General features: G+C 39.4%; 25 protein-coding genes and 2 tRNA genes. 1 reads left to right on the forward strand and 26 read right to left on the reverse strand.

From position 1 onward, the window contains the following. Entirely contained in the window at positions 1–705 is a 705-nt protein-coding gene (locus IGI49_RS09435; protein WP_429964295.1) for a GntR family transcriptional regulator, read from the reverse strand. Positions 706–817: 112 nt separating this feature from the next. Further along, entirely contained in the window at positions 818–5,062 is a 4,245-nt protein-coding gene (locus IGI49_RS09440) for an acyl-CoA dehydratase activase-related protein (protein ID WP_429964296.1), read from the reverse strand. A gap of 176 nt (positions 5,063–5,238) precedes the next feature. Between IGI49_RS09440 and IGI49_RS09445 the strand changes: the two genes are divergently transcribed. Continuing rightward, positions 5,239–5,847 carry a TetR/AcrR family transcriptional regulator gene (locus tag IGI49_RS09445; RefSeq protein ID WP_207700991.1) on the forward strand — a complete coding sequence of 203 codons (609 nt, stop codon included), beginning with the start codon at positions 5,239–5,241 and terminating at the stop codon, positions 5,845–5,847. Between the two features lie 41 nt (positions 5,848–5,888). Here the strand turns inward: IGI49_RS09445 and IGI49_RS09450 are convergent, their stop codons facing one another. The 24 genes from IGI49_RS09450 to rnr form a co-directional block, all read right to left on the reverse strand. After that, on the reverse strand, positions 5,889–6,065 hold the full coding sequence (locus tag IGI49_RS09450; protein WP_429964297.1) for a hypothetical protein: 177 nt from the start codon (positions 6,063–6,065) through the stop codon (positions 5,889–5,891). Between the two features lie 270 nt (positions 6,066–6,335). Continuing rightward, positions 6,336–6,407 (reverse strand) — tRNA-Gln (locus tag IGI49_RS09455). 4 nt (positions 6,408–6,411) lie between these two features. Next, a tRNA-Tyr gene (locus tag IGI49_RS09460) sits at positions 6,412–6,492 on the reverse strand. Between the two features lie 116 nt (positions 6,493–6,608). Continuing rightward, entirely contained in the window at positions 6,609–6,839 is a 231-nt protein-coding gene (locus tag IGI49_RS09465; protein ID WP_207700989.1) for a DUF2969 domain-containing protein, read from the reverse strand. Between the two features lie 86 nt (positions 6,840–6,925). Then, positions 6,926–7,570 (reverse strand): CBS and ACT domain-containing protein, encoded by a 645-nt coding sequence (locus tag IGI49_RS09470; RefSeq protein ID WP_207700988.1) that lies wholly within the window; start codon positions 7,568–7,570, stop codon positions 6,926–6,928. A gap of 2 nt (positions 7,571–7,572) precedes the next feature. Then, on the reverse strand, positions 7,573–8,274 hold the full coding sequence (locus IGI49_RS09475; protein ID WP_429964298.1) for an ABC transporter ATP-binding protein: 702 nt from the start codon (positions 8,272–8,274) through the stop codon (positions 7,573–7,575). Continuing rightward, a complete protein-coding gene (locus tag IGI49_RS09480) occupies positions 8,274–9,050 on the reverse strand; it encodes an ABC transporter ATP-binding protein (RefSeq protein WP_429964299.1) in 777 nt (258 codons plus the stop codon). Before IGI49_RS09480 ends, IGI49_RS09475 begins: the two co-directional genes overlap by 1 nt. Next, positions 9,031–10,005, reverse strand: coding sequence for a branched-chain amino acid ABC transporter permease (locus tag IGI49_RS09485; protein WP_429964300.1), 975 nt, complete (start codon positions 10,003–10,005; stop codon positions 9,031–9,033). Before IGI49_RS09485 ends, IGI49_RS09480 begins: the two co-directional genes overlap by 20 nt. A gap of 10 nt (positions 10,006–10,015) precedes the next feature. Further along, complete coding sequence (locus IGI49_RS09490; protein WP_207700984.1) at positions 10,016–10,894, reverse strand: branched-chain amino acid ABC transporter permease; 879 nt, start codon at positions 10,892–10,894, stop codon at positions 10,016–10,018. 69 nt (positions 10,895–10,963) lie between these two features. Next, the gene (locus IGI49_RS09495; protein ID WP_207700983.1) at positions 10,964–12,142 is read right to left on the reverse strand and encodes an ABC transporter substrate-binding protein; all 1,179 of its coding nucleotides are present in this window, start codon (positions 12,140–12,142) and stop codon (positions 10,964–10,966) included. A gap of 611 nt (positions 12,143–12,753) precedes the next feature. Next, complete coding sequence (gene yidD, locus IGI49_RS09500; RefSeq protein WP_429964301.1) at positions 12,754–13,032, reverse strand: membrane protein insertion efficiency factor YidD; 279 nt, start codon at positions 13,030–13,032, stop codon at positions 12,754–12,756. A gap of 47 nt (positions 13,033–13,079) precedes the next feature. Next, positions 13,080–13,256: a DNA-directed RNA polymerase subunit beta gene (locus tag IGI49_RS09505; protein ID WP_207700981.1), complete on the reverse strand. Its 177-nt coding sequence runs from the start codon at positions 13,254–13,256 to the stop codon at positions 13,080–13,082. 13 nt (positions 13,257–13,269) lie between these two features. Further along, complete coding sequence (gene murA / locus IGI49_RS09510; RefSeq protein WP_429964302.1) at positions 13,270–14,571, reverse strand: UDP-N-acetylglucosamine 1-carboxyvinyltransferase; 1,302 nt, start codon at positions 14,569–14,571, stop codon at positions 13,270–13,272. A gap of 61 nt (positions 14,572–14,632) precedes the next feature. Continuing rightward, on the reverse strand, positions 14,633–14,866 hold the full coding sequence (locus IGI49_RS09515; RefSeq protein WP_207700979.1) for a DUF1146 family protein: 234 nt from the start codon (positions 14,864–14,866) through the stop codon (positions 14,633–14,635). 196 nt (positions 14,867–15,062) lie between these two features. Then, positions 15,063–15,491: a F0F1 ATP synthase subunit epsilon gene (locus IGI49_RS09520; RefSeq protein WP_207700978.1), complete on the reverse strand. Its 429-nt coding sequence runs from the start codon at positions 15,489–15,491 to the stop codon at positions 15,063–15,065. Between the two features lie 13 nt (positions 15,492–15,504). Then, positions 15,505–16,905: a F0F1 ATP synthase subunit beta gene (atpD, locus tag IGI49_RS09525; protein ID WP_207700977.1), complete on the reverse strand. Its 1,401-nt coding sequence runs from the start codon at positions 16,903–16,905 to the stop codon at positions 15,505–15,507. Positions 16,906–16,927: 22 nt separating this feature from the next. Beyond that, positions 16,928–17,830, reverse strand: a complete 903-nt coding sequence (locus tag IGI49_RS09530; protein WP_207700976.1) for a F0F1 ATP synthase subunit gamma — start codon at positions 17,828–17,830, stop codon at positions 16,928–16,930. Positions 17,831–17,848: 18 nt separating this feature from the next. After that, positions 17,849–19,375, reverse strand: a complete 1,527-nt coding sequence (atpA, locus tag IGI49_RS09535; RefSeq protein WP_207700975.1) for a F0F1 ATP synthase subunit alpha — start codon at positions 19,373–19,375, stop codon at positions 17,849–17,851. A 15-nt stretch (positions 19,376–19,390) separates the two neighbouring features. Further along, positions 19,391–19,936 (reverse strand): ATP synthase F1 subunit delta, encoded by a 546-nt coding sequence (atpH, locus tag IGI49_RS09540; RefSeq protein ID WP_429964303.1) that lies wholly within the window; start codon positions 19,934–19,936, stop codon positions 19,391–19,393. Beyond that, positions 19,926–20,447 carry a F0F1 ATP synthase subunit B gene (gene atpF / locus IGI49_RS09545; RefSeq protein WP_207700973.1) on the reverse strand — a complete coding sequence of 174 codons (522 nt, stop codon included), beginning with the start codon at positions 20,445–20,447 and terminating at the stop codon, positions 19,926–19,928. Before atpF ends, atpH begins: the two co-directional genes overlap by 11 nt. A 69-nt stretch (positions 20,448–20,516) precedes the next feature. Beyond that, positions 20,517–20,732 (reverse strand): ATP synthase F0 subunit C, encoded by a 216-nt coding sequence (gene atpE, locus IGI49_RS09550; RefSeq protein WP_207700972.1) that lies wholly within the window; start codon positions 20,730–20,732, stop codon positions 20,517–20,519. Between the two features lie 35 nt (positions 20,733–20,767). After that, positions 20,768–21,487, reverse strand: coding sequence for a F0F1 ATP synthase subunit A (gene atpB, locus IGI49_RS09555; protein ID WP_429964304.1), 720 nt, complete (start codon positions 21,485–21,487; stop codon positions 20,768–20,770). Between the two features lie 289 nt (positions 21,488–21,776). Beyond that, entirely contained in the window at positions 21,777–22,241 is a 465-nt protein-coding gene (gene smpB / locus IGI49_RS09560) for an SsrA-binding protein SmpB (protein WP_207700970.1), read from the reverse strand. Between the two features lies 1 nt (position 22,242). Continuing rightward, a complete protein-coding gene (gene rnr, locus IGI49_RS09565; protein ID WP_429964305.1) occupies positions 22,243–24,588 on the reverse strand; it encodes a ribonuclease R in 2,346 nt (781 codons plus the stop codon).

Genomic DNA, 24,588 nt, shown 5'->3' on the forward strand with positions numbered 1-24,588 from the left:
TTATTTTTCAAGATAAAACTCAAAACGGCTGCCGACATATTGTGTTCGAACATATTCAAAAGGCTGATCATCAGCTAAATAAGATATTTGACGCAAGCGCAAGATGGCCTCTCCTCGTTTGATTTGCAAATAATCGGCGATTTGTTCAGAAGCTAGAATAGCAGAAACTGTCTGATTTGCACGACCGATTTCCATGCCTTTCTGCTTCAATGTATGATAAAAGGAGTCCGTAATTTCTTCTTTACTGAATCCTTTGACAATTTTAGCCGGGATGCTGGCAACTTCAAAACAGATAGGAACATTATCCGCATAACGAATACGCTCCATCCGCAGAATCTGATCACCTTTTGTTAAACCTAAATTTTCAGCTTCACTTGAACTGGCTGGTGAATGGAAAAAGGAAATCGTTTTACTAGAAGGAATACGATTTTGTGATTCCATAATATCGGTGAAACTAGTGGTCCCGCTCATTTTTTCCTGAACTTTTTCATTTGCTACATAAGTTCCTGAACCAATTTTTCGTTCCAAAATCCCTTCGTCTGCCAATGTTTGGATAGCCTGCCGCAAAGTCATTCGGCTGACTTTAAATTTCACTGATAATTCCCGTTCGGACGGCAAACGATCTCCGACTTTCCAAACACCTTTTTCAATTTCATCTTTTAATTGATCATGTATTTGAATATAAACCGGTACTTGATTAGCCATTTCGATCGCTCCTCTTTTTTTCTCTATTATAACTGGTATATACCTCATTCTCAATAAGAAAAGGTAGACCATTTCCGAAAAAAATGATCTACCCCTATATTTATCAGTGTTTTTAAAGTTCTACCTTTTCTTCTTTTAGCATTTTGTTGGCTGTAGCCATCATCAAACGAATCCGATTCAGCTGGTTGACAATCGAAACTCCAGGGTCATAATCAATCGCTGCAATGTTAGATTTGGGATATTGGTGACGCAGCTCTTTAATGACACCTTTACCCACTACATGATTTGGCAAACATCCAAACGGCTGCATGCAGACGATATTATTAACACCTGTTTTCAACAGATCAATCATTTCTCCGGTTAAGAACCAGCCTTCACCAGTATGGTTGCCGATAGAAAGAATTTTGCTAGCATCCTCAGCCAACTGATAAATCGAGTGAATTCCAGTAAAACGCTGAGAACTTCGCAGAGCTTTATCCATTGGCTTTTCAACTACCTCAATTAGTTTAATGACAAATTCCGCTATATTTTTACTCTTCTTCGGCATTCCCATATTGTCATGCTTCCAAATTTGGTTATATAAGGAATAGTTCATGAAACCTACTAGATCAGGTACGACGGCTTCTGCTCCTTCTTCTTCCAGCAAGCGAACGATGTCGTTATTCGCAGTAGGTGAGTATTTGACTAATATCTCTCCCACTACTCCAACTTTTGGTTTGACCTCATCAGAAATTGGTATCGTATCAAAGTCCTTAATGATTTTTTTCATGTTGCGATTAAATTGCGTTAGTGAGCCATTTCTAACATTGCTCTCTACTTTCTTCAACCACTCTTCATGTAAGGCATCAATCTGACCCTTTTCCAACTCATATGGTCGGGTTCGGTAAACCACCCGCTCGAAAAGATCGCCGTAAAGGATTGCTACAACCGCTCGTTTGATCATAGGCAGCGTAAACTTGAAGCCTGGATTGGACTCCACACCCTTATTCCCCAATGATACGGAAACAACGGGGACTTGACCAAATCCAGCATCTGCCAGCGCCTTACGCAGCAACGGAATATAGTTAGTTGCGCGACAGCCGCCGCCGGTTTGACTCATCATCACGCTGACATTATCCAAATCATATTTGCCGCTTTGTAAAGCTTCGACTAATTGCCCAATTGAGATAATCGCTGGATAACAAGCGTCATTATTTACATATTTCAACCCAACATTGACAGCTTCGCGATCCATAGCCGGCAAACAAACAACATTGTACCCGGAAGCCTCTAAGGCGACATCGAACAAGCCGCTTTGATGAATGGGGCTTAGCATTGGTAATAGCAATGTATGTTTTTTACGCATATTTTTTGTAAAAGTAATTTTAGCTGGCTCTTCAAAACGCTGAACAGGCTCAAAATTAGACTTGTCTCTTTCATTAACCGCGGCTTTTAGTGAGCGTAACCGAATCCGAATTGCTCCTAGGTTTGAACCTTCATCAATTTTCAAGACCGTATAAATTTTTCCATATTGATCCATAATTTCCTCTACCTGGTCTGTAGTAACAGCATCTAAGCCACAGCCAAAGGAGTTCAATTGGACCAGTTCAAGATTTTTACTTTTGGCTACTACCCGTGCCGCAGCATATAAGCGAGAATGATAGACCCATTGATTAACAACCCGCAGATTACCTACATCACTCAAGTGTGAAACACTGTCTTCGGTCAAGACGTGGAACCCTTCTTGCGTGATGACCTCAGCAATTCCATGATTGATTTCAGGATCTAAATGATAAGGGCGGCCTGATAAGACAATCCCTCTTTCTCCCTTTTGATTCAGCATCAGCAGAGTTTCTTCACCCTTCGTACGAATGTCCTGCTTGAAGGCTTCCAACTCCTGGTAACCGTGATGCAGCGCCTGAGTAATTTCAGCTTCGGTAATTCCCAAATCTTGGAAGGTACGACTCAATACTTTAGCAACAGCAGCTTCATTGCCTAAATTCAAATACGGATTGCGATAATCCACTTTTCCTTCACGAATGTCATCCACATTATTACGAATAACATCAGGATAGCTTTGTACGATCGGACAGTTAAAATGATTGTCCGCATTCTTTGATTCTTCCCGTTCGAAAACTACTCCGGGATAAAAAATCATGGGAATCCCTTTGTCGATTAAAGCCTGAATATGACCATGGGCGATTTTAGCTGGGTAACAAGCCGTATCACTTGGGATAGTTTCCATTCCTTGTTCATACAATTCTTTGTTTGAACGTGGTGACAGCTCTACTTTGAACCCTAACTCTGTAAAGAAAGTATGCCACAGTGGATAATTCTCATACATGTTCAGAACCCGAGGAATCCCTACTGTGCCGCGAGTAACTTCTTTTTTACGTAACGGACGGTACTTAAACAGTCGACGGTATTTATAGTCGATCAAGTTTACTTTACGATCCTCACGTTTGATTTTAATCCGTGCTCCTCGTTCACAACGATTTCCTGTAATGAATTCTCGTCCATCAGAAAAAATTGTCACAGTCATCATACAATTATTTTCACATAATCCGCAGTGAGTAAATTCTTTCTCCGCAGTAAATTCATCCAATTCAGTTAATGAAAGTGTCTGACTGACTACCCCAACTTCGTAATTTTCCAAAGCGATCAGAGCTGCTCCATAAGCACCCATCAAACCAGCGATTGATGGACGAACTACTTCTCGCTCAGTCACTAACTCGAAAGCCCGTAAAACCGCTTCATTGTAAAAGGTCCCACCTTGACAGACAATTTTAGCGCCCAGTTCTTCTGGTCGACGTACTTTGATTACTTTGTAGATAGCATTTTTTATAACTGAATAAGAAAGTCCTGCAGAAATATCCCCCACAGAAGCACCTTCTTTTTGAACCTGTTTTACTTTAGAATTCATAAACACTGTACAGCGAGAACCCAGATCAACTGGTGCTTGTGATTTCACAGCCGCCTGAGCAAAATCTTCTACCTTATAGTTTAACGACTTGGCAAAAGTTTCGATAAAAGATCCACACCCTGAGGAGCACGCTTCATTCAGCTGAATCGAAGACAACGCACCATCCTTTATAGTCATTGCCTTCATGTCCTGACCACCGATATCTAAAATGAAATCCACACCAGGCTGAAAATGATTGGCCGCTTTGTAATGGGCCATTGTTTCTACTTCCCCAATATCTACTTTTAAAGCATTTTTAATTAACTGCTCACCATAGCCAGTAACCGCTGCTTTTCCGATAAAAACATCTTTTGGAAGTTTCTTATATAGATCCTTCAGCACTGTCATCGTTGTTTCTAAAGGTTGGCCTTGATTATTTCCATAAAAGGAATACATCAAACGACCACTGTCATCAATCAAGGTAACCTTTGTTGTCGTTGATCCGGCATCAATCCCTAAAAAGGCCACTCCATGGTGCTTTTGCAAATCCTTCTCTTCAACCAGCGCTTGACTGTGACGAGTACGAAATTCTTCTAATTCTTTTTCATCCTTGAATAGAGGAGTCAATCGATCTGAAGGTGACAAGTGTCCTTCGTCAGCCGTAGTCAAATAATTAATCAATTGTTCAAGTGTCGTAGCTTCAGCATCCTCTGAATAAAAAGCTGCGCCCATCGCCACAAATAATTGTGGATTTTCTGGGAATACAATATTTTCAGGTGCGATATCCAGCGTTTCAATGAATCGTTTACGCAATTCTGACATAAAATACAAAGGGCCGCCTAAGAATGCAATGTTCCCTTTAATTTTACGTCCAGCAGCTAATCCCGCAATTGTCTGGTTGACCACTGCTTGGAAAATACTCGCTGCAAGGTCTTCTTTAGCAGCACCTTCATTAATTAAAGGTTGTACGTCTGTCTTGGCAAACACACCACAACGCGAAGCGATTGGGTAAAGGGTTTTATAATTCTTGGCTAATTCATTTACACCATTCGCATCGGTCTTCAAAAGAACAGCCATCTGATCAATAAAGGCCCCTGTTCCTCCCGCACAGCTTCCATTCATCCGCTGTTCCAAGGAACCTTCAAAGAAAGTAATTTTTGCATCTTCCCCGCCTAATTCAATTGCTACATCTGTTTGAGGAATTACCTCTTCCACTGTTCGAGTACAGGCGATTACTTCTTGTACAAAGGGAATCTGTAGCACGTCAGCTAGGCCCATACCACCAGATCCAGTAATATTCATCGTTAACGAACGCTTCTGTACCACTGTCTGTGCTTCTCTCAGAACCCTTTCTGTGGCAGCTTTCACATCTGAAAAATGACGTTCATATTTTGAAAACAGGCTCCGATTCTCTTCATCTAGAATGACTAGTTTGACTGTGGTTGAGCCAACATCGATTCCGGCACGTAATGTCATTTTATTTCCTACCTTCTATTTTTTGCGACACATGTTGATTATCTTACATCGTGTTTGTTATACTACTCACGTATATTCTAAAAAGATTTTGATTAGAAAGCAACAAGCAAAACGCCTACATCTGTGAGATAAGCAACATTTCACAACTACCTGTCGTTAAAAAGAAAGGAAATTACATGGCAAAAAAATTAGATTTACGTGTAAAGCGCACTCATAAAATGATTGTCGAAGCATTTGTTCACCTTGTGGAGCAAAAAGGATACGAAAATATTACAGTCCAAGAAATTGCAGATGAAGCAATGATTAACCGTGCTACCTTCTATGCTCATTTTAGAGATAAACAAGATTTGTATGACTATATTTTTCACAATGCTGTTGAAGCCTTTGCTTCTGTGCTGGATCCCGATCAAATTGTTCAAGGCAATCGATTAAAAGTCAAACAGATTCAAATTGTCTTGACCAATATCTATAAAAGAATTCAAGAAAATCGTAAATTCTTTCTTACAATCATGGATAGTTCTGCGAATGAAATGCTGCGAAAACAAATTGAGGATATTTTAGATGAAAAATATGCTCATATCTTTAATCGATTAAAAATTACAGAAAATGATATTGAAGTACCTATGGATTTCATCTTAGAATATATGACCTCTATTTTTGTAGGTACTCTGCACTGGTGGATTACTAGCGATACTGAAATGCCTGCCGATCATTTAGCCAAACTAGTTATCAAGCTTGTAGGTAATGGTCATCTAACTATTCTAGGAATTGAAATTGAACATTAAAAAGCGGCTGAACAAAAATTTTTTGTTCGCCGCTTTTTTAACTAATGGTTTTTAGCTCTCCACTTAATCGTATGTTGTGTAGGACGTATTTTTCGTACCTTCACACCTTTTCTATCTTTAGTATCTAACGTTACCTCCACTTGGTTGTCCCTTAACAGTTCATATACGTGCTCTGCTGTTTCAGTAACTATTTCCTTAATTCTCTTTGCTCGTTCCATCTTAATCGCCCCCGACATAAAATATAGATTTTTCTTTCCTTACCATTATTTTACTATATTTTGTTTTTTAGCGCTTAGGTAACGGCTGATTAAGGAAAATTATGTGTAACAGAGGGAGCTTGCTTAAGTATTCATTTCATATCAATTTCTCGTTTACTATTTTTTATTGTTGCATTTTTGATTGAACTTTCTAAACTAGTACTACTTTTGTAAACTGAGAAAAGCAAAAAATGGTAAAAAAATAGCCAGACCATTGTCTGACTGAAAGTACTGGGGTAGCTGGATTCGAACCAACGCATGAGGGAGTCAAAGTCCCTTGCCTTACCGCTTGGCTATACCCCAATGATGGAGGAGAGTGGATTCGAACCACTGAACCCTAAGGAACGGATTTACAGTCCGTCGCGTTTAGCCACTTCGCTACTCCTCCATATTTAAAACAAATCCCAAAGCTAGAACTTGCATTCTCAGAAAGGTTTCTTAAAAACCCGACTCAGTTATAATACCGAATTTCAAAATAAAATGCAAGTACTTTTCTTCATTTTTTTAATCGTGAAGATTCCAATTGCGAATAACAGCTTCAATCCCGTCATCAAGGGACTTTGCACTACCTAAAGAATTACCGTCAGCAAAAATTTGGAAATTTTTTCCATCTGGAACCAGCTCACCAATTACTTTTTTACCAATCACCAACTGAACTATCTCGATAATTTTTCCGTTCACTTGCTTTTGAGCATCTTGAATCTGTACTTGGATGTCTTTGTTTTTTTTTGCCATTTCTTTCACCTCGCGAAATCCATTGTAGCATAACCTGCATTTGAAAACAAAACTGACTGCTGAAGGCAGTCAGTTAGTTTAATGGTTTAAGGGTTAGTTAATACGGCTTCGGTTACTTCAAAGCCTGCTTGTTCCAGTAGAGCTTTAATTTTCTCAGGCTCTTTCGCCTGCATTTGTAATTCAACAATCGCTGCACCTTCGACGTGATCAATAATTACGGTTAGAATACTGTAATCATTATCGGCTAAAACCTTAGCAATTTCTGCCAAGACACCCTTCTTGTCTTCTTGAATCCGTACTTGAATACGGCTGCCACCCTCATAATAGCCAGCTAGCTTCAAGAAAGCATCAAAAATATCATTATTGGTGATAATCCCTACCAATTTTTCCTCGTCTAAAACGGGCAACACAGCAATATTATTTTGACGCATCGCATAGACTGCATCCTCCAGCTGAGCTTTAGGTTGGATCGTTTTTACCTCTTTAATCATTACATCAGCAACAACTGTTTTGTTTAGCAAATAATTTGCTTCATAAACACTTAAGGAAGTTGCTTTAGAAGGTAAAGCCTCTTGAATGGTACCTTCAGTAATCAAACCTACCAATTTACCGTTGTTTACAACTGGTAAACGATGAATATCATGCTTTTTCATCAAATCCACCGCATCAAAGATCTTGGTTTGCGGATCAACCACAATTAAATCAGCGGACATAAAATCTTTTACGCTCATTTTTATCCTCCTAAGTATGCTTTCTTCACTTCATCACTAGCCAAGAGCTCTTCGCCAGTCCCCTCTAAAACAACTTTGCCGGTTTCCAACACATATCCACGATTAGCAATTGATAGAGCCATTTTTGCATTTTGTTCAATCAGCAGAACCGTTGTTCCTTGTTGCTGGATTTCTTGGATAATATTAAATATTTCTTTAATGAAGATTGGTGCCAAGCCCATAGAAGGCTCATCTAAAAGTAACAAACGCGGTTTAGACATTAGTGCCCGACCCATTGCCAGCATTTGCTGCTCCCCACCAGACAAAGTAGAAGCATCCTGTGTACGACGTTCCTTCAAGATTGGGAATTTTTGGAAAATCGCCTCATATTCAGCACTTAAATTGCCATCTTTACGTAAGAAGGCTCCCATCTCCAAGTTTTCTTGTACCGTTAGCCCTGAAAAAACATGTCGGCCCTCAGGAACTTGAGAAATTCCTTTGGCAACAATTTTTTGCGGCTGACGCTTCTGAATTTCTTCTCCTTCAAAAGTAATTTTACCATTTGAAGGTTGGATCAAGCCGGAAATTGTCCGCAAAATAGTTGTTTTACCTGCACCATTGGCTCCGATTAATGAAACAATTTCACCTTCATTTACTTCAAAATTCACGTCACGAACTGCTTGAATTACACCATAATGTACAGAAAGTTTTTCAATTTTCAGCATTATAGGTCACCTCCCAGATAGGCTTTGATTACCTCTGGATTGGATTTAATTTCATCCGGTGTTCCTTCAGCCAGTACTCGCCCATATTCTAAAACATAAATACGTTCGCATACTTCCATAACTAAGCTCATATCGTGTTCAATCAAAAGAATTGTAATTTGAAACTCTTTTTGAACTTTACGAATTAATTCAGTTAGTTCAGCTGTTTCCTGAGGATTCATACCAGCTGCCGGCTCATCCAAAAAAAGAATTTTAGGATGGGTAGCTAAGGCACGAACAATCTCCAAACGCCGCTGCTCCCCATAAGGCAAATTCTTAGCTAAGTTATCTGCTTTGCCCTGCAGATCGAAAATTGCTAACAATTTCATAGCTTCTTGTTTTAAGCTGTCTTCTTTTTTGTAGAAGCTGGGTAAACGGAAGATGCTAGAAACAAAACCTTCTGGATTTTTACTGTTCATGGCAATTAATACATTATCTAATACCGTTAAATCTTTGAAAAGACGAATATTCTGAAAGGTACGGCCCAATCCTAAATCGGCAATTTTGTATGGTTTCTTGCCATTCAAGCGCACAGCCTGGCCGTTATCTTCTAACAGCACATCACCTTCACTTGGTTCATAAACGCCCGTGATCAAGTTGAACAGCGTGGTTTTTCCTGCACCATTTGGTCCAATCAAGCCGATCAGCTGATTATTGTCCAATTGCATATTTACATTAGAGACAGCCGCCAGCCCGCCGAAATTTTTTGTCAAATCTTTAATTTCCAATAGAGGCATTTTGGTCATCTCCTTTTTTAAACTTGTTGAAAATTTTCTTCACCGACAACTCTTTTGTACCTAATAAGCCACCAGGTTTGAAGATCATCAGAATAATCAGAGCCAATGCGTAAATAATCATACGAAGTGCACCAAAATCCTGCAAGTACATATTGATAACTCCAAGTAAAATCGCTGCGATAAAACTGCCGGTAACACTACCAATACCACCTAATACAACCATAATGAGAATATCGATGGATTTCGTAAAGGCGAAATCTTTGGGCGCAATTGACTGCAAGTACCCAGCATAAAGCGCTCCAGCTACGCTGGCCGTCATTGCACCAATCGCAAAAGCAATTACTTTATATTTAGTGGTGTTTACCCCCATTGATTCTGCCGCAATTTCATCCTCACGAATGGCCGTAGTTGCTCGACCAGCACCAGAATGAATGTAGTTGACGACAATCAATGTTGTTACTGCCATAAAACCGTAAACCATCTGCCAGTCAACAAATGGTAAGATACCAAAGATACCTGAAGGCCCATTAGTGATGTCTTTCATATTAATAATCAAAATACGGATAATTTCCGCAACACCTAATGTAGCAATCGCCAAATAATCTCCGCTTAGACGCAAGGTTGGAATTCCCACAACGACCGCTACGACACCAGCTAAGACAACCCCTACAGCCATTCCCAAAAAGAATCCAGCATAGGTTGGATTACTCATTGATATTAAAGCAGCAGCATAAGCGCCGATTGCCATAAATCCAGCATGACCTAAAGAAAACTGTCCAGCAAAACCGATGATTAAATTTAATCCTACAGCTAAAATAACATTAATTCCAATTTGAACAATGATATTATCTAAAAACAAATTGATCATTCCAGCCGAATAACTAATGTATAAAGCTAAGTAGCCAATAATGATCAAAGCGAGCCAAATCAAATTGTATTTTAAATTCTTTTTCATTTTGATTCACCTACACTTTCTCTTTGATGTTCTTGCCTAAAATTCCGGCAGGACGTACCAACAAAATCAAAATCAATACTGCGTATACAACAGCATCTTTAAAATCAGAAAAACCAAGTGCTGTTGTTAAGGTTTCAATCAAACCGATCACAAACCCTCCGATTGCTGCACCAGGGATCAGTCCAATACCACCTAATACTGCAGCTATAAATGATTTAAGACCTGGAATGTAGCCCATCATTGGGTCAATTGAGTTATAGTAAAGACCGATCATCATCCCGCCAGCAGCTGCTAAAGCTGAACCTAAGGCAAAAGTAAATGAGATCGTCCGGTTAACATTAATCCCCATTAATTGTGCTGCATCAGCATCAACGCTCACAGCCCGCATTGCTTTACCCATTTTGGTCTTTTGTACAATTAAATTCAATAAGATCATTAACAATAAGGAAATGCCCAAAATTAATAATTGAATATTCGATACCTGCAAAAATCCGATATGATAAGTCTGCAACGGAATAACTTGCGGGAAAGGTCTCGTTGTTGAACTAAAGAAATAAATCATGGTGTTCTGCAGTAAATAAGACACCCCAATTGCCGTAATCAATGCGGCAATACGCGTTGAATTTCTTAATGGTCGATAAGCTAGAAATTCAATTACGATTCCCAGTACTGCACTTCCAAGCATAGATAAAATCAGTGCTGGAAAGAATCCCATATTAAATTGGTTAATCAAAAAATAGCCGATAAACGACCCAATCATATAAATATCCCCATGGGCGAAATTAATCAGTTTGATAATTCCATAAACCATGGTATATCCTAAAGCCATCAGTGCATAAATACTGCCTAGGAACAGGCCGTTTACTAATTGCTGGATGAATATTTCCATCTAATCACTCTCTTTTCAAATAATAAAGGCAAGACAAGCATGCTTGTCTTGCCTTGCCTGCTTAAACAATTAAGGATTTACAGTTTCAGCAGAAGATTCTTTTCCATCTGTTAGACCAAGAACTACGGCTGATTTCACAGGATTATGTTCTTTATCCATTGTGATTTTTCCCGTTACTCCTTCAAAGTCTTTCAAGTTTGCCAATCCTTCAGTAATTGCAGCTGGTGAAGCTTCATTTTGATCTTCAATTGCTTGTTTGATCATGTAAACAGCATCATAACCTAAAGCATTGAATGAAGATGGCTGACGTCCATATTTTTTATTGAAGGCTTCAATAAATGGTTGAACCTTGTCAGTCGCTGGAGCTTCAGTTGAGAAGTGTCCAGTGTAGTAAACGTTAGATACGTTGCTGGCACCGGCTGTTTCAACTAATTTCTCATCACCAAATCCATCTGCACCAATAATTGGTTTGTCAATTCCCATTTCACGTGCTTGCTTGATAATCAAACCAGCTTCTGTGTAATAACCGGGAATGAAGATGACATCAAAATCTTTGTCCTTAACTTTTGTCAACATTGCTTGGTAATCTTTGTCGCCAGCTGAGAATTTTTCTTCAGCAACAATTTCACCTTTATAAGTTTTCTTGAAAGCTTTAGTTAAACCATCAGCATAATCACTAGCGTTGTCACCAAAGATAACTGCTTTTTGTGCATTCATATTTTCCTGTGCATATTTCGCTAATACAACCCCTTGGAAGCTGTCTTGGAAGCAGGCACGGAAGATATATGGCTGTACTTTGTCTCCTTGCACAGTAATCGCATCATCGGTTCCAGAAGGTGTTACTGCTGGAATTTCAGATTTTGTTAAGTTTGGTAGGGTTGCTTTTACTGCACCAGAAGTAGCGGGTCCTACAACTGCTACTACGTTATCCTTAGTTGTTAAGTTTGCTGCAACCGAAGCTGCTTCATTGTTGTCTGATTTATTGTCTTTAGAAACAAATTCAACTTCTTTGCCTAAAATTCCGCCATCCGCATTAATTTGTTCGATTGCTAATTCAACCGCTTCTTTTTCAGCTTCGCCGTAAGCTGCTGTCGCGCCTGATAATTCGAAATTTCCACCAATCTTAATTGTATCGCTGTCAGCACTACTGCCGCCACCGCTGTCTCCATTAGAATTTGCTGAAGGTGAGCCGCATGCGCCAAACAAGAACAATCCTGCTGCTAACGCAACAAATACACTTTTTTTCATCCTATTTCCCCCTAATAAAATAATGATAGAACGGTAAGATAAGTATCAATATATCGGATTTCTTTCTCACTGTCAATTAAATTTTCTGAATATTTTAATAATTCGCGAATATTGAATAATTCATACCGCTTACAAATGTCCAAGAATAAAAAAAGAAACCTGTACACGTGATTTTCAAATGTACAGATTTTTCTAAAATTATTTAGTTCGCTTTCTCGTTTATCACTTCAAAAACCAGTTCCTGCTGCTGCCTTATAAAATGATCTGACTTGCAATCCACTTTTGTGACCTTCAACCTTTACTAATGCTCCGATGTCTCACCTGTCCTAATCAATATCCTTCAAATTTCTAAAGTTGTTTTACTTACATGAAAAGTTGGGCAAACAAAGTTTGTATACTATCTTTATTCCGATAAACTACCGCAACTACAATTTTTTCTTCTATCTAATATACTGATGATTTTTTTGTAGAAAAGTATTGCTGATTAGATATTGGATACTTTAAGCAACAAAAATGAAACTGTCCGTCATACAAGGATCGCCAACCTTTCTTTTCGTGGTCAGTCAGCAGTAATCCTTTAGAACATTCCTCAAGTTAACTTAGAAAACGAATCATTTCTTTTTCTCGTCATAATTGGGCGGCTCTTCATCTAATAAATTTTTACGTAGAGAAAAATTTACTGGTACATAATCAATTCCACCCCGGGCAAATGGATTGCATCTTAGAATACGAGAAATCCCCATTAAAAGCCCCTTAATCGCTCCATGAACCTTCAAGGCTTGAATCATGTAACTGGAGCACGAAGGGTAATAGCGGCAGGATGGTTGAAATAAAGGTGATATAAAGCGCTGATAGCCTCGTACAAGCAAAATCAATCCATTCTTAATCATTCTGAAGTTTCCTTTCAAAAAGTAAAAAAGGGCCTATGCTAGGCCCTTTATTGAACAAAATCTAAAATGTGACGCCAAACACCTGGAAGTAATACACCAAAAGGGTTTCCACCGCCCATGACTCCATAGCCGATCATACTGCCGACAATAAACAGGATAACACCTGCCAACAAAATACCGACAATCTTTATTAGACTACGTAAAATATGATCACTTGAACTCATAAGTCTTCACTCCTTAAGAAAAAACAGCAGATTGTACTACAGTTTCACCAGTTTCGCTATCTACTCGGTCAACGTCTGCACCAAGTAATTGTAATTTTTGATGGAATTTATAGTAGCCACGATCCAAGTATTTCAAATTGCGCACACGTGTGATACCTTCAGAACGCAAGCCAGCTAAAATTAAGGCTGCTGCTGCGCGCAAATCAGTCGCGTACACTTCCGCTCCCTGTAGTTTGGTATTGCCTTTAATAATTGCTACGTTATTATCGATTTTTACATCGACATTCATTCGACGCATTTCTTCTAAATGCTGGAACCGATTTTCGAATACTGTTTCAACCGTTGTACTGATGCCGTCAGCGACTGTTTGAATAGCAGTCATTTGTGCTTGCATATCTGTAGGGAAGCCAGGATGAGGCATTGTCTTCACATCAGTAGCTTTGATGTTCTTAGGTCCAACAATACGCAAGCCATTTTCTTCCTCTGTGATTACTGCACCCATCTCCATTAATTTTGAGATTAACGGACGATTGTGTTCAGAGATGGCTTCTTCAATGAGAATATTCCCTTCAGTCATAGCTGCAGCTACCATGAACGTACCCGCTTCGATTCGATCTTGTACAATTGGGTGTGTTACTGCATGCAAATGAGTCACACCTTCGATACGCATTGTTTCTGTACCCGCACCATAGACACGAGCACCCATTTTATTTAAAAAGTTCGCTAAATCAACAATTTCAGGTTCGCGAGCCACGTTCTCGATGACAGTCGTTCCTTTAGCCTTAACAGCAGCCATCATGATGTTTTGTGTTGCACCAACACTTGGAAAATCCAAATAAATATTGCTGCCTGTTAACTCATCAGCAATTGCTTCAATATAACCATTTTTTTGAATAATCTTCGCACCTAAAGCTTGAAATCCTTTCAAATGCAAGTCAATCGGACGTTTGCCAATAGCGCAACCACCTGGCAGAGCAACCTTGGCATGTCCATTACGGGCTAATAAAGGACCCATAACAACAATCGAAGCTCGCATTTTACTTACATATTCATAGGGAGCTTCAACTTCCAATTGTTTTGTTGCATTTATTGTAATTTCTTTTGCTGTTTCGTCTAATTCTACTTCTGTATTTAAGTAACTAATCACTTGATTCATCGTAAATACATCAGATAATATCGGTACATTGCTTAATTTTGTTATTCCTTCTTCAGCCAATAAGCTTGCAGCTAAGATAGGCAATACCGCATTTTTCGCACCTTCGATCTCTACTGTACCGTTTAATTTTCTGCCACCTCGAACGATGATCTCTTCCATTACGTTCCCTCCAAAAAAATCGCTATAACCGATTCACACATTTGTATGTACTTAGTTAGTATTATTGATAACTTAAAAAGATATTTTTACATAAGATGATAATTTCTAAAAAGAAAGTGCTGAATATAAAACCCAGTGCTACAGATGCCATCATGATGACCATTCGGATCTGTGTTTCATGGAATGCTTTAAACAGCTTTTCTGTCCTTATCGAACGCAATGCCCAAAAGGCCAAGTAAATAAAAGCAAAATGTGAAACAATTCGAATGATTGCATCCATACCATATACTTGCATCTTTTTCTTCCTTTCAAAAAAATCAACAAACGGATTATATCATAGTTTTTAAGAAAGTAGAATGGTTTAAAGCTCTATAAGACTTTAAAAAAACTTTTAGAAAATAGAAATTCATTCTTCTCATTTTTTGTCATATCTATGTAACGCAACCAAAATCAAAAAAGCGCAGATTCCAACTTTAGAATCTGCACTTTTTTTACGTATGCTTTGATACTTTAATTCGATTCATTGCTCTGTGCAAAGCAACCTCAGCTCGACTAAGCTGATCACTGTCTTGCTGTGCTTTTGCTTCCTGTATACGTTGTTCAGCACGCTGTCTAGCACGTTCGGCACGTGAGACATCAATATCACGTTCACGCTCTGCCGAATCGGCAATAATGGTTACCTGGTTGTCCCGAACTTCTAAAATACCACCATTGACCGCAATCCAGTCCACATGAGTGTCTGCGTCTGTTCTACGAATACGTACTTCATCAATCGACAATGGCGCAATAATCGGTGCATGTTTTGGTAAAATTCCCAGTTCACCTGAGACAGTCTTAGCCACTACAATTGTTGCATGGTGGTCGTAAATAAGCCCGTTAGGCGTCACTACGTTTACATTAAGCACTTCTTTATTTTCCATAGGGCACCTCTTTCTAGTAGCCTAAAGATTTTGCTTTTTCGACTACTTCTTCGATTTTCCCTACGTTACGAAAGGCATCTTCTGGAAGATCATCGTACTTGCCTTCCAAAATCTCCTTAAATCCCTTAACAGTTTCTTCAACTGGAACGTATGATCCTGGTTGTCCCGTAAACTGTTCAGCAACATTAAAGTTTTGTGACAAGAAGAATTGAATTCGACGTGCGCGAGAAACAATTACTTTTTCTTGGTCTGACAATTCATCCATCCCTAAAATCGCAATAATATCCTGTAATTCACGATAACGCTGTAAGACACGTTGGACTTCAGTCGCCACTTGATAGTGAACATCGCCAACAATTTCAGGTGCTAAAGCACTAGAAGATGATGCCAATGGATCCACCGCAGGATAGATCCCTTGCTCGGTTAGTTTACGTTCCAAGTTGGTTGTCGCATCCAAATGGGCAAAGGCAGTAGCTGGAGCTGGATCCGTATAGTCATCCGCTGGAACATAAATTGCTTGGATAGATGTAATTGATCCTTTTTTAGTCGAGGTAATCCGTTCTTGCAATTGTCCCATTTCAGTCGCTAAGGTTGGCTGATAACCAACAGCGGATGGCATCCGCCCCAATAAGGCAGATACTTCTGAACCAGCTTGAGTAAAGCGGAAAATATTGTCAATGAACAATAGAACATCTTGTCCTTGCTCATCACGGAAATATTCAGCTAAGGTTAAACCAGTTAATGCAACTCTCATCCGAGCACCTGGTGGCTCATTCATTTGACCAAAAACCATGGCTGTTTTCTCTATAACGCCTGATTCCTTCATTTCAAAGTATAAGTCGTTACCTTCACGAGTTCGTTCACCAACTCCGGTAAACACAGAAATTCCGCCGTGTTCTTGCGCAATGTTGTGGATCAGCTCTTGAATTAACACTGTTTTTCCTACACCGGCACCACCAAAAAGACCCACTTTACCACCCTTAAGGTAGGGTGCCAGTAAATCAATAACCTTGATCCCTGTTTCTAGGATTTCATTGCTAGTGCTTAATTCATCAAAAGCTGGCGCCTTTTTATGGATACCGCTTTTTTCAGTATTTTCAGGAAATGGTGTTCCGTTGTCGATTGTTTCCCCTAAGACATTGAATACCCGTCCTAATGTTTCGGTTCCAACTGGGACTGAGATTGGCTTTTCTGTATCCACAACTTCCATGCCTCGTTGCAAACCATCTGTAGATTCCATTGCAATGGTCCGAATTACACCATCGCCGAGTTCTAATGCCGCTTCAAGTACGACTTTACTTTTGTCATTTTTGTATACGATCAACGCATTGTTGATATCTGGTAAGGATTGGTCTAAAGAAAACTCCACGTCAACAACGGGACCAATTACTTGAACAATCTTGCCTGAACTCATGTTTTTTCCTCCAATCTCGAAATTATTCTAACGCGGAAGCCCCGCCAACAATTTCCGTTATTTCTTGAGTGATCGCCGCTTGACGTGCACGGTTGTATGAAATAGTCAAATCACCAATAATTGATTTGGCATTATCAGTCGCCGTCTTCATCGCTGTCATACCTGCAGCATGTTCCGCTGTCTTGGCATCGACAATCGCTCCATAAATCAAACTTTCAGCATATTGTGGCAATAATTGATCCAATATCGCTTCTTTAGAAGGTTCGAAAATATATTCTTGTGTATAAGTTTCTGCTTCATCCGGATCTAAATCGGATATTGGCAGCATTTTTTCTACTCGAAATTGACTAGACAACGAATTCACATGATGGTTATAACAAACATATAACTCATCAAACACTTCATTCTCATACATGCTAGTTGTCATAGAAACAATCTTACGAACTTCGTCAAAGCTGGGTTGGTCAGATAAGTTTCTCAATTCGTAGGCCAGTTTCACCCCACGAGTCTTGAAAAAGTCCGCACCTGTACCACCGATTGCTAACAAGACATACTCATCTTGTGAATCGTGGTCATCTTCCAGCATAGTCATGGTCTGTTTCAAAATAGAACTGTTATAGCCGCCTACAAGACCGCCATCAGAAGTGATTACAATATAGCCAGTCTTCTTAACAGGACGGTTAATCAACATACTATGGTAATTGATACCATTGATTTCATGGTCGGCTGTTGCAATTTCTTCCAATTCGCTAGCTGTTAAGTGAGTCAGTACTTCCCGCACTTTTGAGGCATAAATCTGAAAACGGGCAGAATAGGCTTCCGATTTAGTTAATTTTGCAGCTGATACCATTTGCATCGCATTAGTGATCTGGCTGGTCTTTTTAGTTGACGCTATTCGCGTTTTGATTTCATTTAAGGATGCCATATAGCTATTTCACCTCGATTATGCTGGGTTTTGTTTAGTATTTGCTGCATCAAAAATATCTTTAAATGCTTGAATTGCTTGATCCAACTGATCTGTATCAGGCAAATCTTTCGTTGTACGAATAGTATCAAATAAGTCTTGATGATTCGCATCCATGTATTCAAACAATTGTGCTTCAAAATCTAAAATATTGTTCACTGGAATACTGTCTAAGAAACCATGAGTCAGTGCATAAAGAATCACCACTTGTTTTTCCACTGGCAGCGGATCATGCAAACGTTGTTTTAGTACTTCAACAGTCCGACGTCCGCGATTCAATTTAGCTTGTGTTGCAGCATCCAAGTCTGATCCAAACTGAGTAAAGGCTTCTAATTCACGGAAACTGGCCAAATCTAAACGTAATGTACCAGCAACTTTTTTCATTGCCTTGATTTGTGCAGAACCACCCACCCGGGAAACAGATAAACCAGCATCTACAGCTGGACGAATTCCTGAATAAAACAAATCGTTTTCCAAGAAAATCTGTCCGTCAGTAATTGAGATAACGTTAGTTGGAATATAGGCGGAAATATCTCCCGCTTGTGTTTCAACAAATGGTAAAGCAGTTAAAGAACCGCCGCCCAATTCATCAGATAATTTTGCTGCACGCTCTAATAGGCGTGAATGCAAATAGAAAACATCCCCTGGATAAGCTTCACGACCTGGAGGACGACGCAATAGTAAAGACAATTCACGATAAGCTACTGCTTGTTTTGACAGATCGTCAAAAACAACTAATACGTGCTTACCGTTATACATGAATTCTTCGCCCATTGCCGTTCCAGCGTAAGGAGCAATATATAGTAATGGTGCTGGTTGAGAAGCCCCTGCCGTTACTACAATTGTATAATCCAATGCGCCAAATTTACGCAACGTTTCAACTTGTGAACGGACAGTTGATTCTTTTTGACCAATTGCTACGTAAATACAAATTAGGTCTTGTCCCTTTTGATTAATAATTGTGTCAATTGCAATAGAAGTTTTACCAGTTTTACGGTCACCGATAATCAGTTCTCGTTGACCACGGCCAATTGGAACTAATGCATCAATTGCTTTTAAACCGGTTTGCATTGGTTCACTAACTGATTTACGTTGCATAACGCCTGGCGCTAATGTTTCAACTGGACGTGTTTTACTTGTTTCGATTGGACCTAGCCCATCGACTGGTTGGCCTAAAGGATTTACTACTCGGCCGATCATATTATCCCCAACAGGGACTTCCATGATTTTTCCGGTACGTTTTACCTTGTCGCCTTCACGAATGGTTTCAAACTCTCCTAAAACAATAATACCGACATCATTGCTTTCTAAGTTTTGGGCCATTCCGTAAGAGCCGTTAGAGAATTCTAACAACTCGCCGCTCATTGCATTTTCTAGTCCGTGGGCACGAGCGATCCCGTCCCCTACGTATGTGACTGTGCCAATTTCTTCCACAGACAGTTTGTTATCATAGTTCTCGATCTGTTCTTTGATCAATGCACTGATTTCTTCTGCTTTGATGGCCATTCATTTCACCTCTTCTTACTTTTTGCTAAGTGCTGCTCGTAGGCCATTTAATTGGCTGGCGAGGCTGCCGTCGATCACTCGATGATCGGCTTCCACAATGACACCGCCCATAATCGTTGAATCAATTAAGGGGGTTAGATTGGCCTTCTTGTAGCCAAAAATATCAGCGACTTTTGCTTCAATTTCTCGTTGTTTCTCTTCAGAGAGCGGCACTGCTGTGGTAATCGTTCCTAAAGCAACTTGATTTAAACTGTCGTAGCGACGCTCATATTCGTCGATCATAAACAAAAGATCATCGATTCGATTATAGTCATAAACAACCCATAAGAAGTTATTAATAATTCCTTCAAAACCTTGGGCAAATTTTTGCATAATCGCTTCTTTTTCATCACCAGTTAAGCGTACATCGGATAGGATGTTACCTAAATCCGGTACTTCTTTAAAAATTTGACGAATCGTCAATAAATCGTTGTAAATGTCATTGGTAGCCTGTTTTTCGACCGCCAGCTCAAACAAAGCTTTGCCATAACGTTTACCAACTGTGTATTTATCAAGCTTCATGCTTAGTTGTTCCTAGTCTATCAATGTACTCATTGATTAACTTTTGATGCGCATCGCCAGATAATTCTTTATTCAAAAGTTTCTCAGCGATTTGCAAGGAAAGGTCTGCCACATCATCTTTAACAGACGTTAAGGCATTTTCGCGTTCCTCTTGAATCTCGACTTTTGTGCGATCCTTCAAAAGAGTTACTTCTTCTTTCGCATCCTTGATGATGTTTTGACGGCTTAATTCACCGTTTTCTTTGGCATTCTTGATGATGTCTGCTGCGTCACTGCGAGAGCTTTGCAATTGTGTTTCACGTTCTTCCGCTAATTGCGCTGCTTTAATGCGTGATTGTTCAGCAGAATCTAAATCATTGGCGATCTTTTCTTCCCGTTTCTTTAAAATCTCGATAACGCTCTTCCAAGCAAATTTCTTTAATAGAAGTAAAAGGATCAAAAATGATCCTGTAACGACAATTAAGTTACCGAGCGTAGTGTTGGGAGCTTCAGCGATAACTAGATTCAGCATACTCGGTCTTCCTTTCTGGTAAGTAACATCTTGCTTTTAGACAAAAAATAGCAACGAAATTCGTTACTATTAGCTGTTGAAGACCATTAGCATAGCTAATACGACACCCAAGATAGGCACAGCTTCGATCAAACCAACACCAATAAACATAGTTGAGCGAATTTGACCTGACATTTCTGGTTGACGTGCCATAGACTCGATTGCTTTTGAAATAACTTTTCCGTTACCATAACCAGCACCAATTGCTGCTCCTAAAATTGCGATTCCCGCACCGATAAAGTTCATAATTAAAAATCCTCCTAAAATGTTTGTTTTCTTGATTATTCTTCTACTTCTATCTGGTGACTAATGTACACCATAGATAGAGTGGTAAAGACAAATGCTTGGATACTGCCAATAAATAATGAGAATGCAATCCAGATCATTTCCAATGGAATAGCAATTGGAATAGCGATCCAGCCTAGACTTGTTATCATGCTGGCAATCAATGTCAGTAATACTTCGCCGGCATAAATGTTTCCGTAAAGACGTAGTCCCAACGTAATTACATTCGTGAACTCTTCCATAATTTTGATCGGCAACAGCATTGGCATCGGCGATAAGAACGAATTCTTAACATACCCGCGAAGGCCAAAGCGTTCTGATGCTAGGAGGTTCGATAATACTAATACCATCATTGCCAATCCCATTGTTACAAAGGGGTCAGCCGTTGGACTCTTCCATAAAGATACCTCATTTGGTGTAACGATCTTTGTAACCAAACCAATCTGGTTGGCAACAAAAATGAATAGAAATAGTGTAAAAGATAAAAGACTGAAATTATTCACTTCTTTTCGCGGCATATTGTCGCCAACTATTCCTGAGGTAAAATCGACCAACCACTCAATAGCATTTTGTTTGCCTGTTGGCTTCATTGAAAGCTTTCTCGTAAAAAAGAACACTAGAAGAAAAACAATCAAGCAAGTCAACAGAATCATTGTTGTTACAGTCCCGTCAAACCATATTGGACCAATATGAAAAACCCAAGATTTTTCATCCAATCCATTTCACCTCTTTTCCCAGTAACCTGATGCTCGTATTCGTCGTATTTGGCATACCAGGCAAAATACTACCGTATGTTACCACCATCGTCCGTAAATTTCAAAGGATTTTCATGAAAAAAAACGAATAAAATCTATTTCTTTTTTTAATAGAAAGAGACTCACGAAAAAAAGTGATAACACCAAGCATTTTAGCCCGTAATAGAGCTATTATGATAATTACTAATCGTATCAAAATTCATAATTAAGTAAAGAAATTCTTATCAAATATGCGAAAAAGGATATTTATTTAGCGGCTATAATTTTTCAGTGTACGGCTAATCTGTCGGTCTACATCTTTTCGTTTCAACGCTTCTCGTTTGTCATACTGATGCTTTCCTTTTGCTAAGCCTAATAACACCTTAGCATAGCCATCCTTTAAATACACTTTTAATGGCACGATGGTTACCCCAGTATTCTTCGTTTCGCCTACTAGCCGATCAATTTGTTTCTTATGCAAAAGTAGCTTTCTAGTTCTCAGAGGATCATGGTTAAAGATATTGCCTTGTTCGTAAGGGCTAATATGCACGTTGTATAGATACATCTCCCCATTACGCACACGAGCAAACCCATCCTTTAAATTGATTCGACTATTACGAATTGATTTAATCTCAGTTCCTTGTAAAACGATACCTGCTTCAACGGTATCAATGATCGTATAATCATGACGAGCTTTCTTGTTTTGTGCAATTAATTTTCCTTCACCTTTTGGCATACTACCCCTTCTTTCTGCCGCCTTTTTTCTTCTTAGCTACGGTTTTGTAAAAAGGCTTTTTCCCTTTTGGTTTTTTCTTATTCTTGCGTGGTTGGTTTTTCTCTCTATTATTTTTCTTATTAGAAGTCTTTTCTTTACGTTCACGGCGACGATTCCGGGTTGGTGGCTCCAAAGCAGGAATTTCTTCCGCTTCTAGAAGTTCAAAGTCAATCTCCCGTGTTTCTGGTTCAGCCTTCGTTACTTTAATTTTTACCTTTTGACCAATTTTAAAGGTTTGGCGAGTTCGTTCCCCAACCAATGCTAATTGATTCTCAATAAAATGGAAATAGTCCTGTTTTAACTCATTTAAGTGAATTAATCCTTCAATCGTATTCGGTAATTCAACAAAAATACCGAATTTAGTAATAGAGCTGATGATTCCATCGAATTCTTCCCCAACTTTATCAGCCATATATTCTGCTTTCTTCAAGCTATCTACTTCCCGCTCGGCATCAACTGCACGACGCTCCATGTCTGAGCTGTGTTTAGCAATTTCCGGCAAGGCGTCTGCCCATTTTTCCTTAACCTGTTCGCTTTGATTCTTCTCATAGGTACGAATTAGCCGATGGACGATTAAGTCTGGATAACGGCGAATCGGAGAGGTAAAATGCGTGTAATATTCTGCAGCCAGTCCATAATGTCCATAATTATCCTCAGAATAACGTGCCTGTTGCATACTTCTTAACAACATTGTATTGATAACTGCTGACTCTGGTTTTTCCTCTACATCTGAAATTACCTGCTGCAAGTCTTTAGGGGTAATACTCTCCTTCGTACCTTTAACTAAAATACCCAGTGCTGCAGCAAAGTCAAAGAAACGCTGCATTTTTTCTTCCTTCGGCTGTTCGTGAATCCGATAAATAAATGGTAGCTTCAATTGATTGTAGTGTTCCGCAATAGTTTCATTGGCTGCTAGCATAAATGATTCAATCAGCCTTTCACCTACGCCACGAGAACGTATCTCAATTGCTAATGGCGCGCCTTCTTCGTTCACTAAAATTTTGGCTTCGCGATCTTCAAAATTTATTGCCCCACGATTAACACGGCGAGCTTCTAAAATTCCGTGCAATTCCTTCATTAGAGTAAACATAGGTACCAAAGGTTCATAGCGTTTAATTAACTCCGCATCTTCCTCTTCCAGTATTCCATTTACAGCAGAATAGGTCATTCTTTCCGCTGTTTGAATGACACTTGGAAAAATCTCGTGAGAGACAATCTTACCGTTTCTATCAATTTCCATTTCGCAGCTCATCGCCAGCCTGGGCACTTGCGGATTCAAGGAACAAATACCATTAGATAAGCGCTGAGGAATCATAGGAATCACTCGATCTGTTAAATAGACACTGGTTCCACGCTCAAAAGCCTCACGATCCAATTGGCTGTCTTCAGTGACATAATATGAAACATCCGCAATATGAACGCCTAAGAAGTAATTTCCATTGGTTAGTTTGCGAACCGTTACTGCATCATCCAAATCTTTAGCATCAGCTCCATCAATCGTTACAATCGTTTGATTCCTCAAATCACGACGGCCAGTAAGATCTTCATCCCTAATTTGGTCAGGTACTTGGTCAGTTTCTTCCAGAACTTCGTCAGGAAAACTGGTAGGTATACCTTGAGCAACTACTACTGATAAAATATCCATTCCAGGATCATTTTTATGTCCAACTACTTTCTTTACTAATCCTTCCAAACTGGAGGCATAACCTTTTTCAGGATAATGAGTTACTTCTACAACGACGATGCTTCCATCCACAGGCTGAATCCCTTCAGCGGCTACAAATACCTTGAATGGCGCATTTTTCTTATCTTTCGGTGTTACGACACCATAAAGATCAGTTTCCTCTCTCTCAGCTGGTGTGTAAGCGGTAAATTCACCCACCACTTGCTGGATGGCCCTCTTCTTAATTGAGACCACTCGACCTTCTGCACCACGATCACCAAATGGATCAGCGTTCTTCACGATATCAATCATAACCGTATCGCCATTCATCGCATAATTAGTCGCATCGCTGGAAATATACACGTCGGGCTCTTCCGGATCAATGGTTACAAAACCAAAGCCTCGTTCATTCATCCGAAAAGTCCCCTCAACCATTGCAGGTACAAATGGCAGTTTAATTTTCCCCTTGTTATTAAATTCGATACTTTTTTCTCGCTCCATTTGCGCAATTGTTTGAACAAGTAATTTATAGTCACTACTTTTTTGCATGCCCATGTGTTGAGCTAGCTCTTCCACTGAGAAGCTCTTTTTCTTTGCTTCATGCAAAAAGTTCATAATTTCTTCCTTAATTGTTTTTCTTGTCAT

The sequence above is a fragment of the Enterococcus sp. AZ071 genome (assembly GCF_050499065.1).
GTDB lineage: Bacteria > Bacillota > Bacilli > Lactobacillales > Enterococcaceae > Enterococcus_A > Enterococcus_A ferrettii.

Coding starts and splice junctions, on each gene's coding strand:
- IGI49_RS09490 (WP_207700984.1), bottom strand. CDS start 10,894: ATGGAAATATTCATCCAGCAATTAGTAAACGGCCTGTTCCTAGGCAGT.
- yidD (WP_429964301.1), bottom strand. CDS start 13,032: ATGATTAAGAATGGATTGATTTTGCTTGTACGAGGCTATCAGCGCTTT.
- atpF (WP_207700973.1), bottom strand. CDS start 20,447: ATGCTGAATCTAGTTATCGCTGAAGCTCCCAACACTACGCTCGGTAAC.
- IGI49_RS09520 (WP_207700978.1), bottom strand. CDS start 15,491: ATGGAAAATAAAGAAGTGCTTAATGTAAACGTAGTGACGCCTAACGGG.
- IGI49_RS09505 (WP_207700981.1), bottom strand. CDS start 13,256: ATGAGTTCAAGTGATCATATTTTACGTAGTCTAATAAAGATTGTCGGT.
- atpA (WP_207700975.1), bottom strand. CDS start 19,375: ATGGCCATCAAAGCAGAAGAAATCAGTGCATTGATCAAAGAACAGATC.
- IGI49_RS09515 (WP_207700979.1), bottom strand. CDS start 14,866: ATGCAAGTATATGGTATGGATGCAATCATTCGAATTGTTTCACATTTT.
- atpD (WP_207700977.1), bottom strand. CDS start 16,905: ATGAGTTCAGGCAAGATTGTTCAAGTAATTGGTCCCGTTGTTGACGTG.
- atpE (WP_207700972.1), bottom strand. CDS start 20,732: ATGAACTTTATCGGTGCGGGAATCGCAATTTTAGGAGCAGCAATTGGT.
- IGI49_RS09465 (WP_207700989.1), bottom strand. CDS start 6,839: ATGGCAAAAAAAAACAAAGACATCCAAGTACAGATTCAAGATGCTCAA.
- rnr (WP_429964305.1), bottom strand. CDS start 24,588: ATGACAAGAAAAACAATTAAGGAAGAAATTATGAACTTTTTGCATGAA.
- IGI49_RS09475 (WP_429964298.1), bottom strand. CDS start 8,274: ATGCTGAAAATTGAAAAACTTTCTGTACATTATGGTGTAATTCAAGCA.
- IGI49_RS09470 (WP_207700988.1), bottom strand. CDS start 7,570: ATGAGCGTAAAAGATTTTATGTCCGCTGATTTAATTGTGGTTGATCCG.
- IGI49_RS09435 (WP_429964295.1), bottom strand. CDS start 705: ATGGCTAATCAAGTACCGGTTTATATTCAAATACATGATCAATTAAAA.
- IGI49_RS09495 (WP_207700983.1), bottom strand. CDS start 12,142: ATGAAAAAAAGTGTATTTGTTGCGTTAGCAGCAGGATTGTTCTTGTTT.
- IGI49_RS09485 (WP_429964300.1), bottom strand. CDS start 10,005: ATGAAAAAGAATTTAAAATACAATTTGATTTGGCTCGCTTTGATCATT.
- murA (WP_429964302.1), bottom strand. CDS start 14,571: ATGGAAGAGATCATCGTTCGAGGTGGCAGAAAATTAAACGGTACAGTA.
- atpH (WP_429964303.1), bottom strand. CDS start 19,936: ATGAAGCTTGATAAATACACAGTTGGTAAACGTTATGGCAAAGCTTTG.
- IGI49_RS09450 (WP_429964297.1), bottom strand. CDS start 6,065: ATGGAACGAGCAAAGAGAATTAAGGAAATAGTTACTGAAACAGCAGAG.
- IGI49_RS09480 (WP_429964299.1), bottom strand. CDS start 9,050: ATGCCTCTATTGGAAATTAAAGATTTGACAAAAAATTTCGGCGGGCTG.
- IGI49_RS09530 (WP_207700976.1), bottom strand. CDS start 17,830: ATGGCATCCTTAAATGAAATCAAAACGCGAATAGCGTCAACTAAAAAG.
- IGI49_RS09440 (WP_429964296.1), bottom strand. CDS start 5,062: ATGACATTACGTGCCGGAATCGATGTTGGCTCAACCACAGTCAAACTA.
- IGI49_RS09445 (WP_207700991.1), top strand. CDS start 5,239: ATGGCAAAAAAATTAGATTTACGTGTAAAGCGCACTCATAAAATGATT.
- smpB (WP_207700970.1), bottom strand. CDS start 22,241: ATGCCAAAAGGTGAAGGAAAATTAATTGCACAAAACAAGAAAGCTCGT.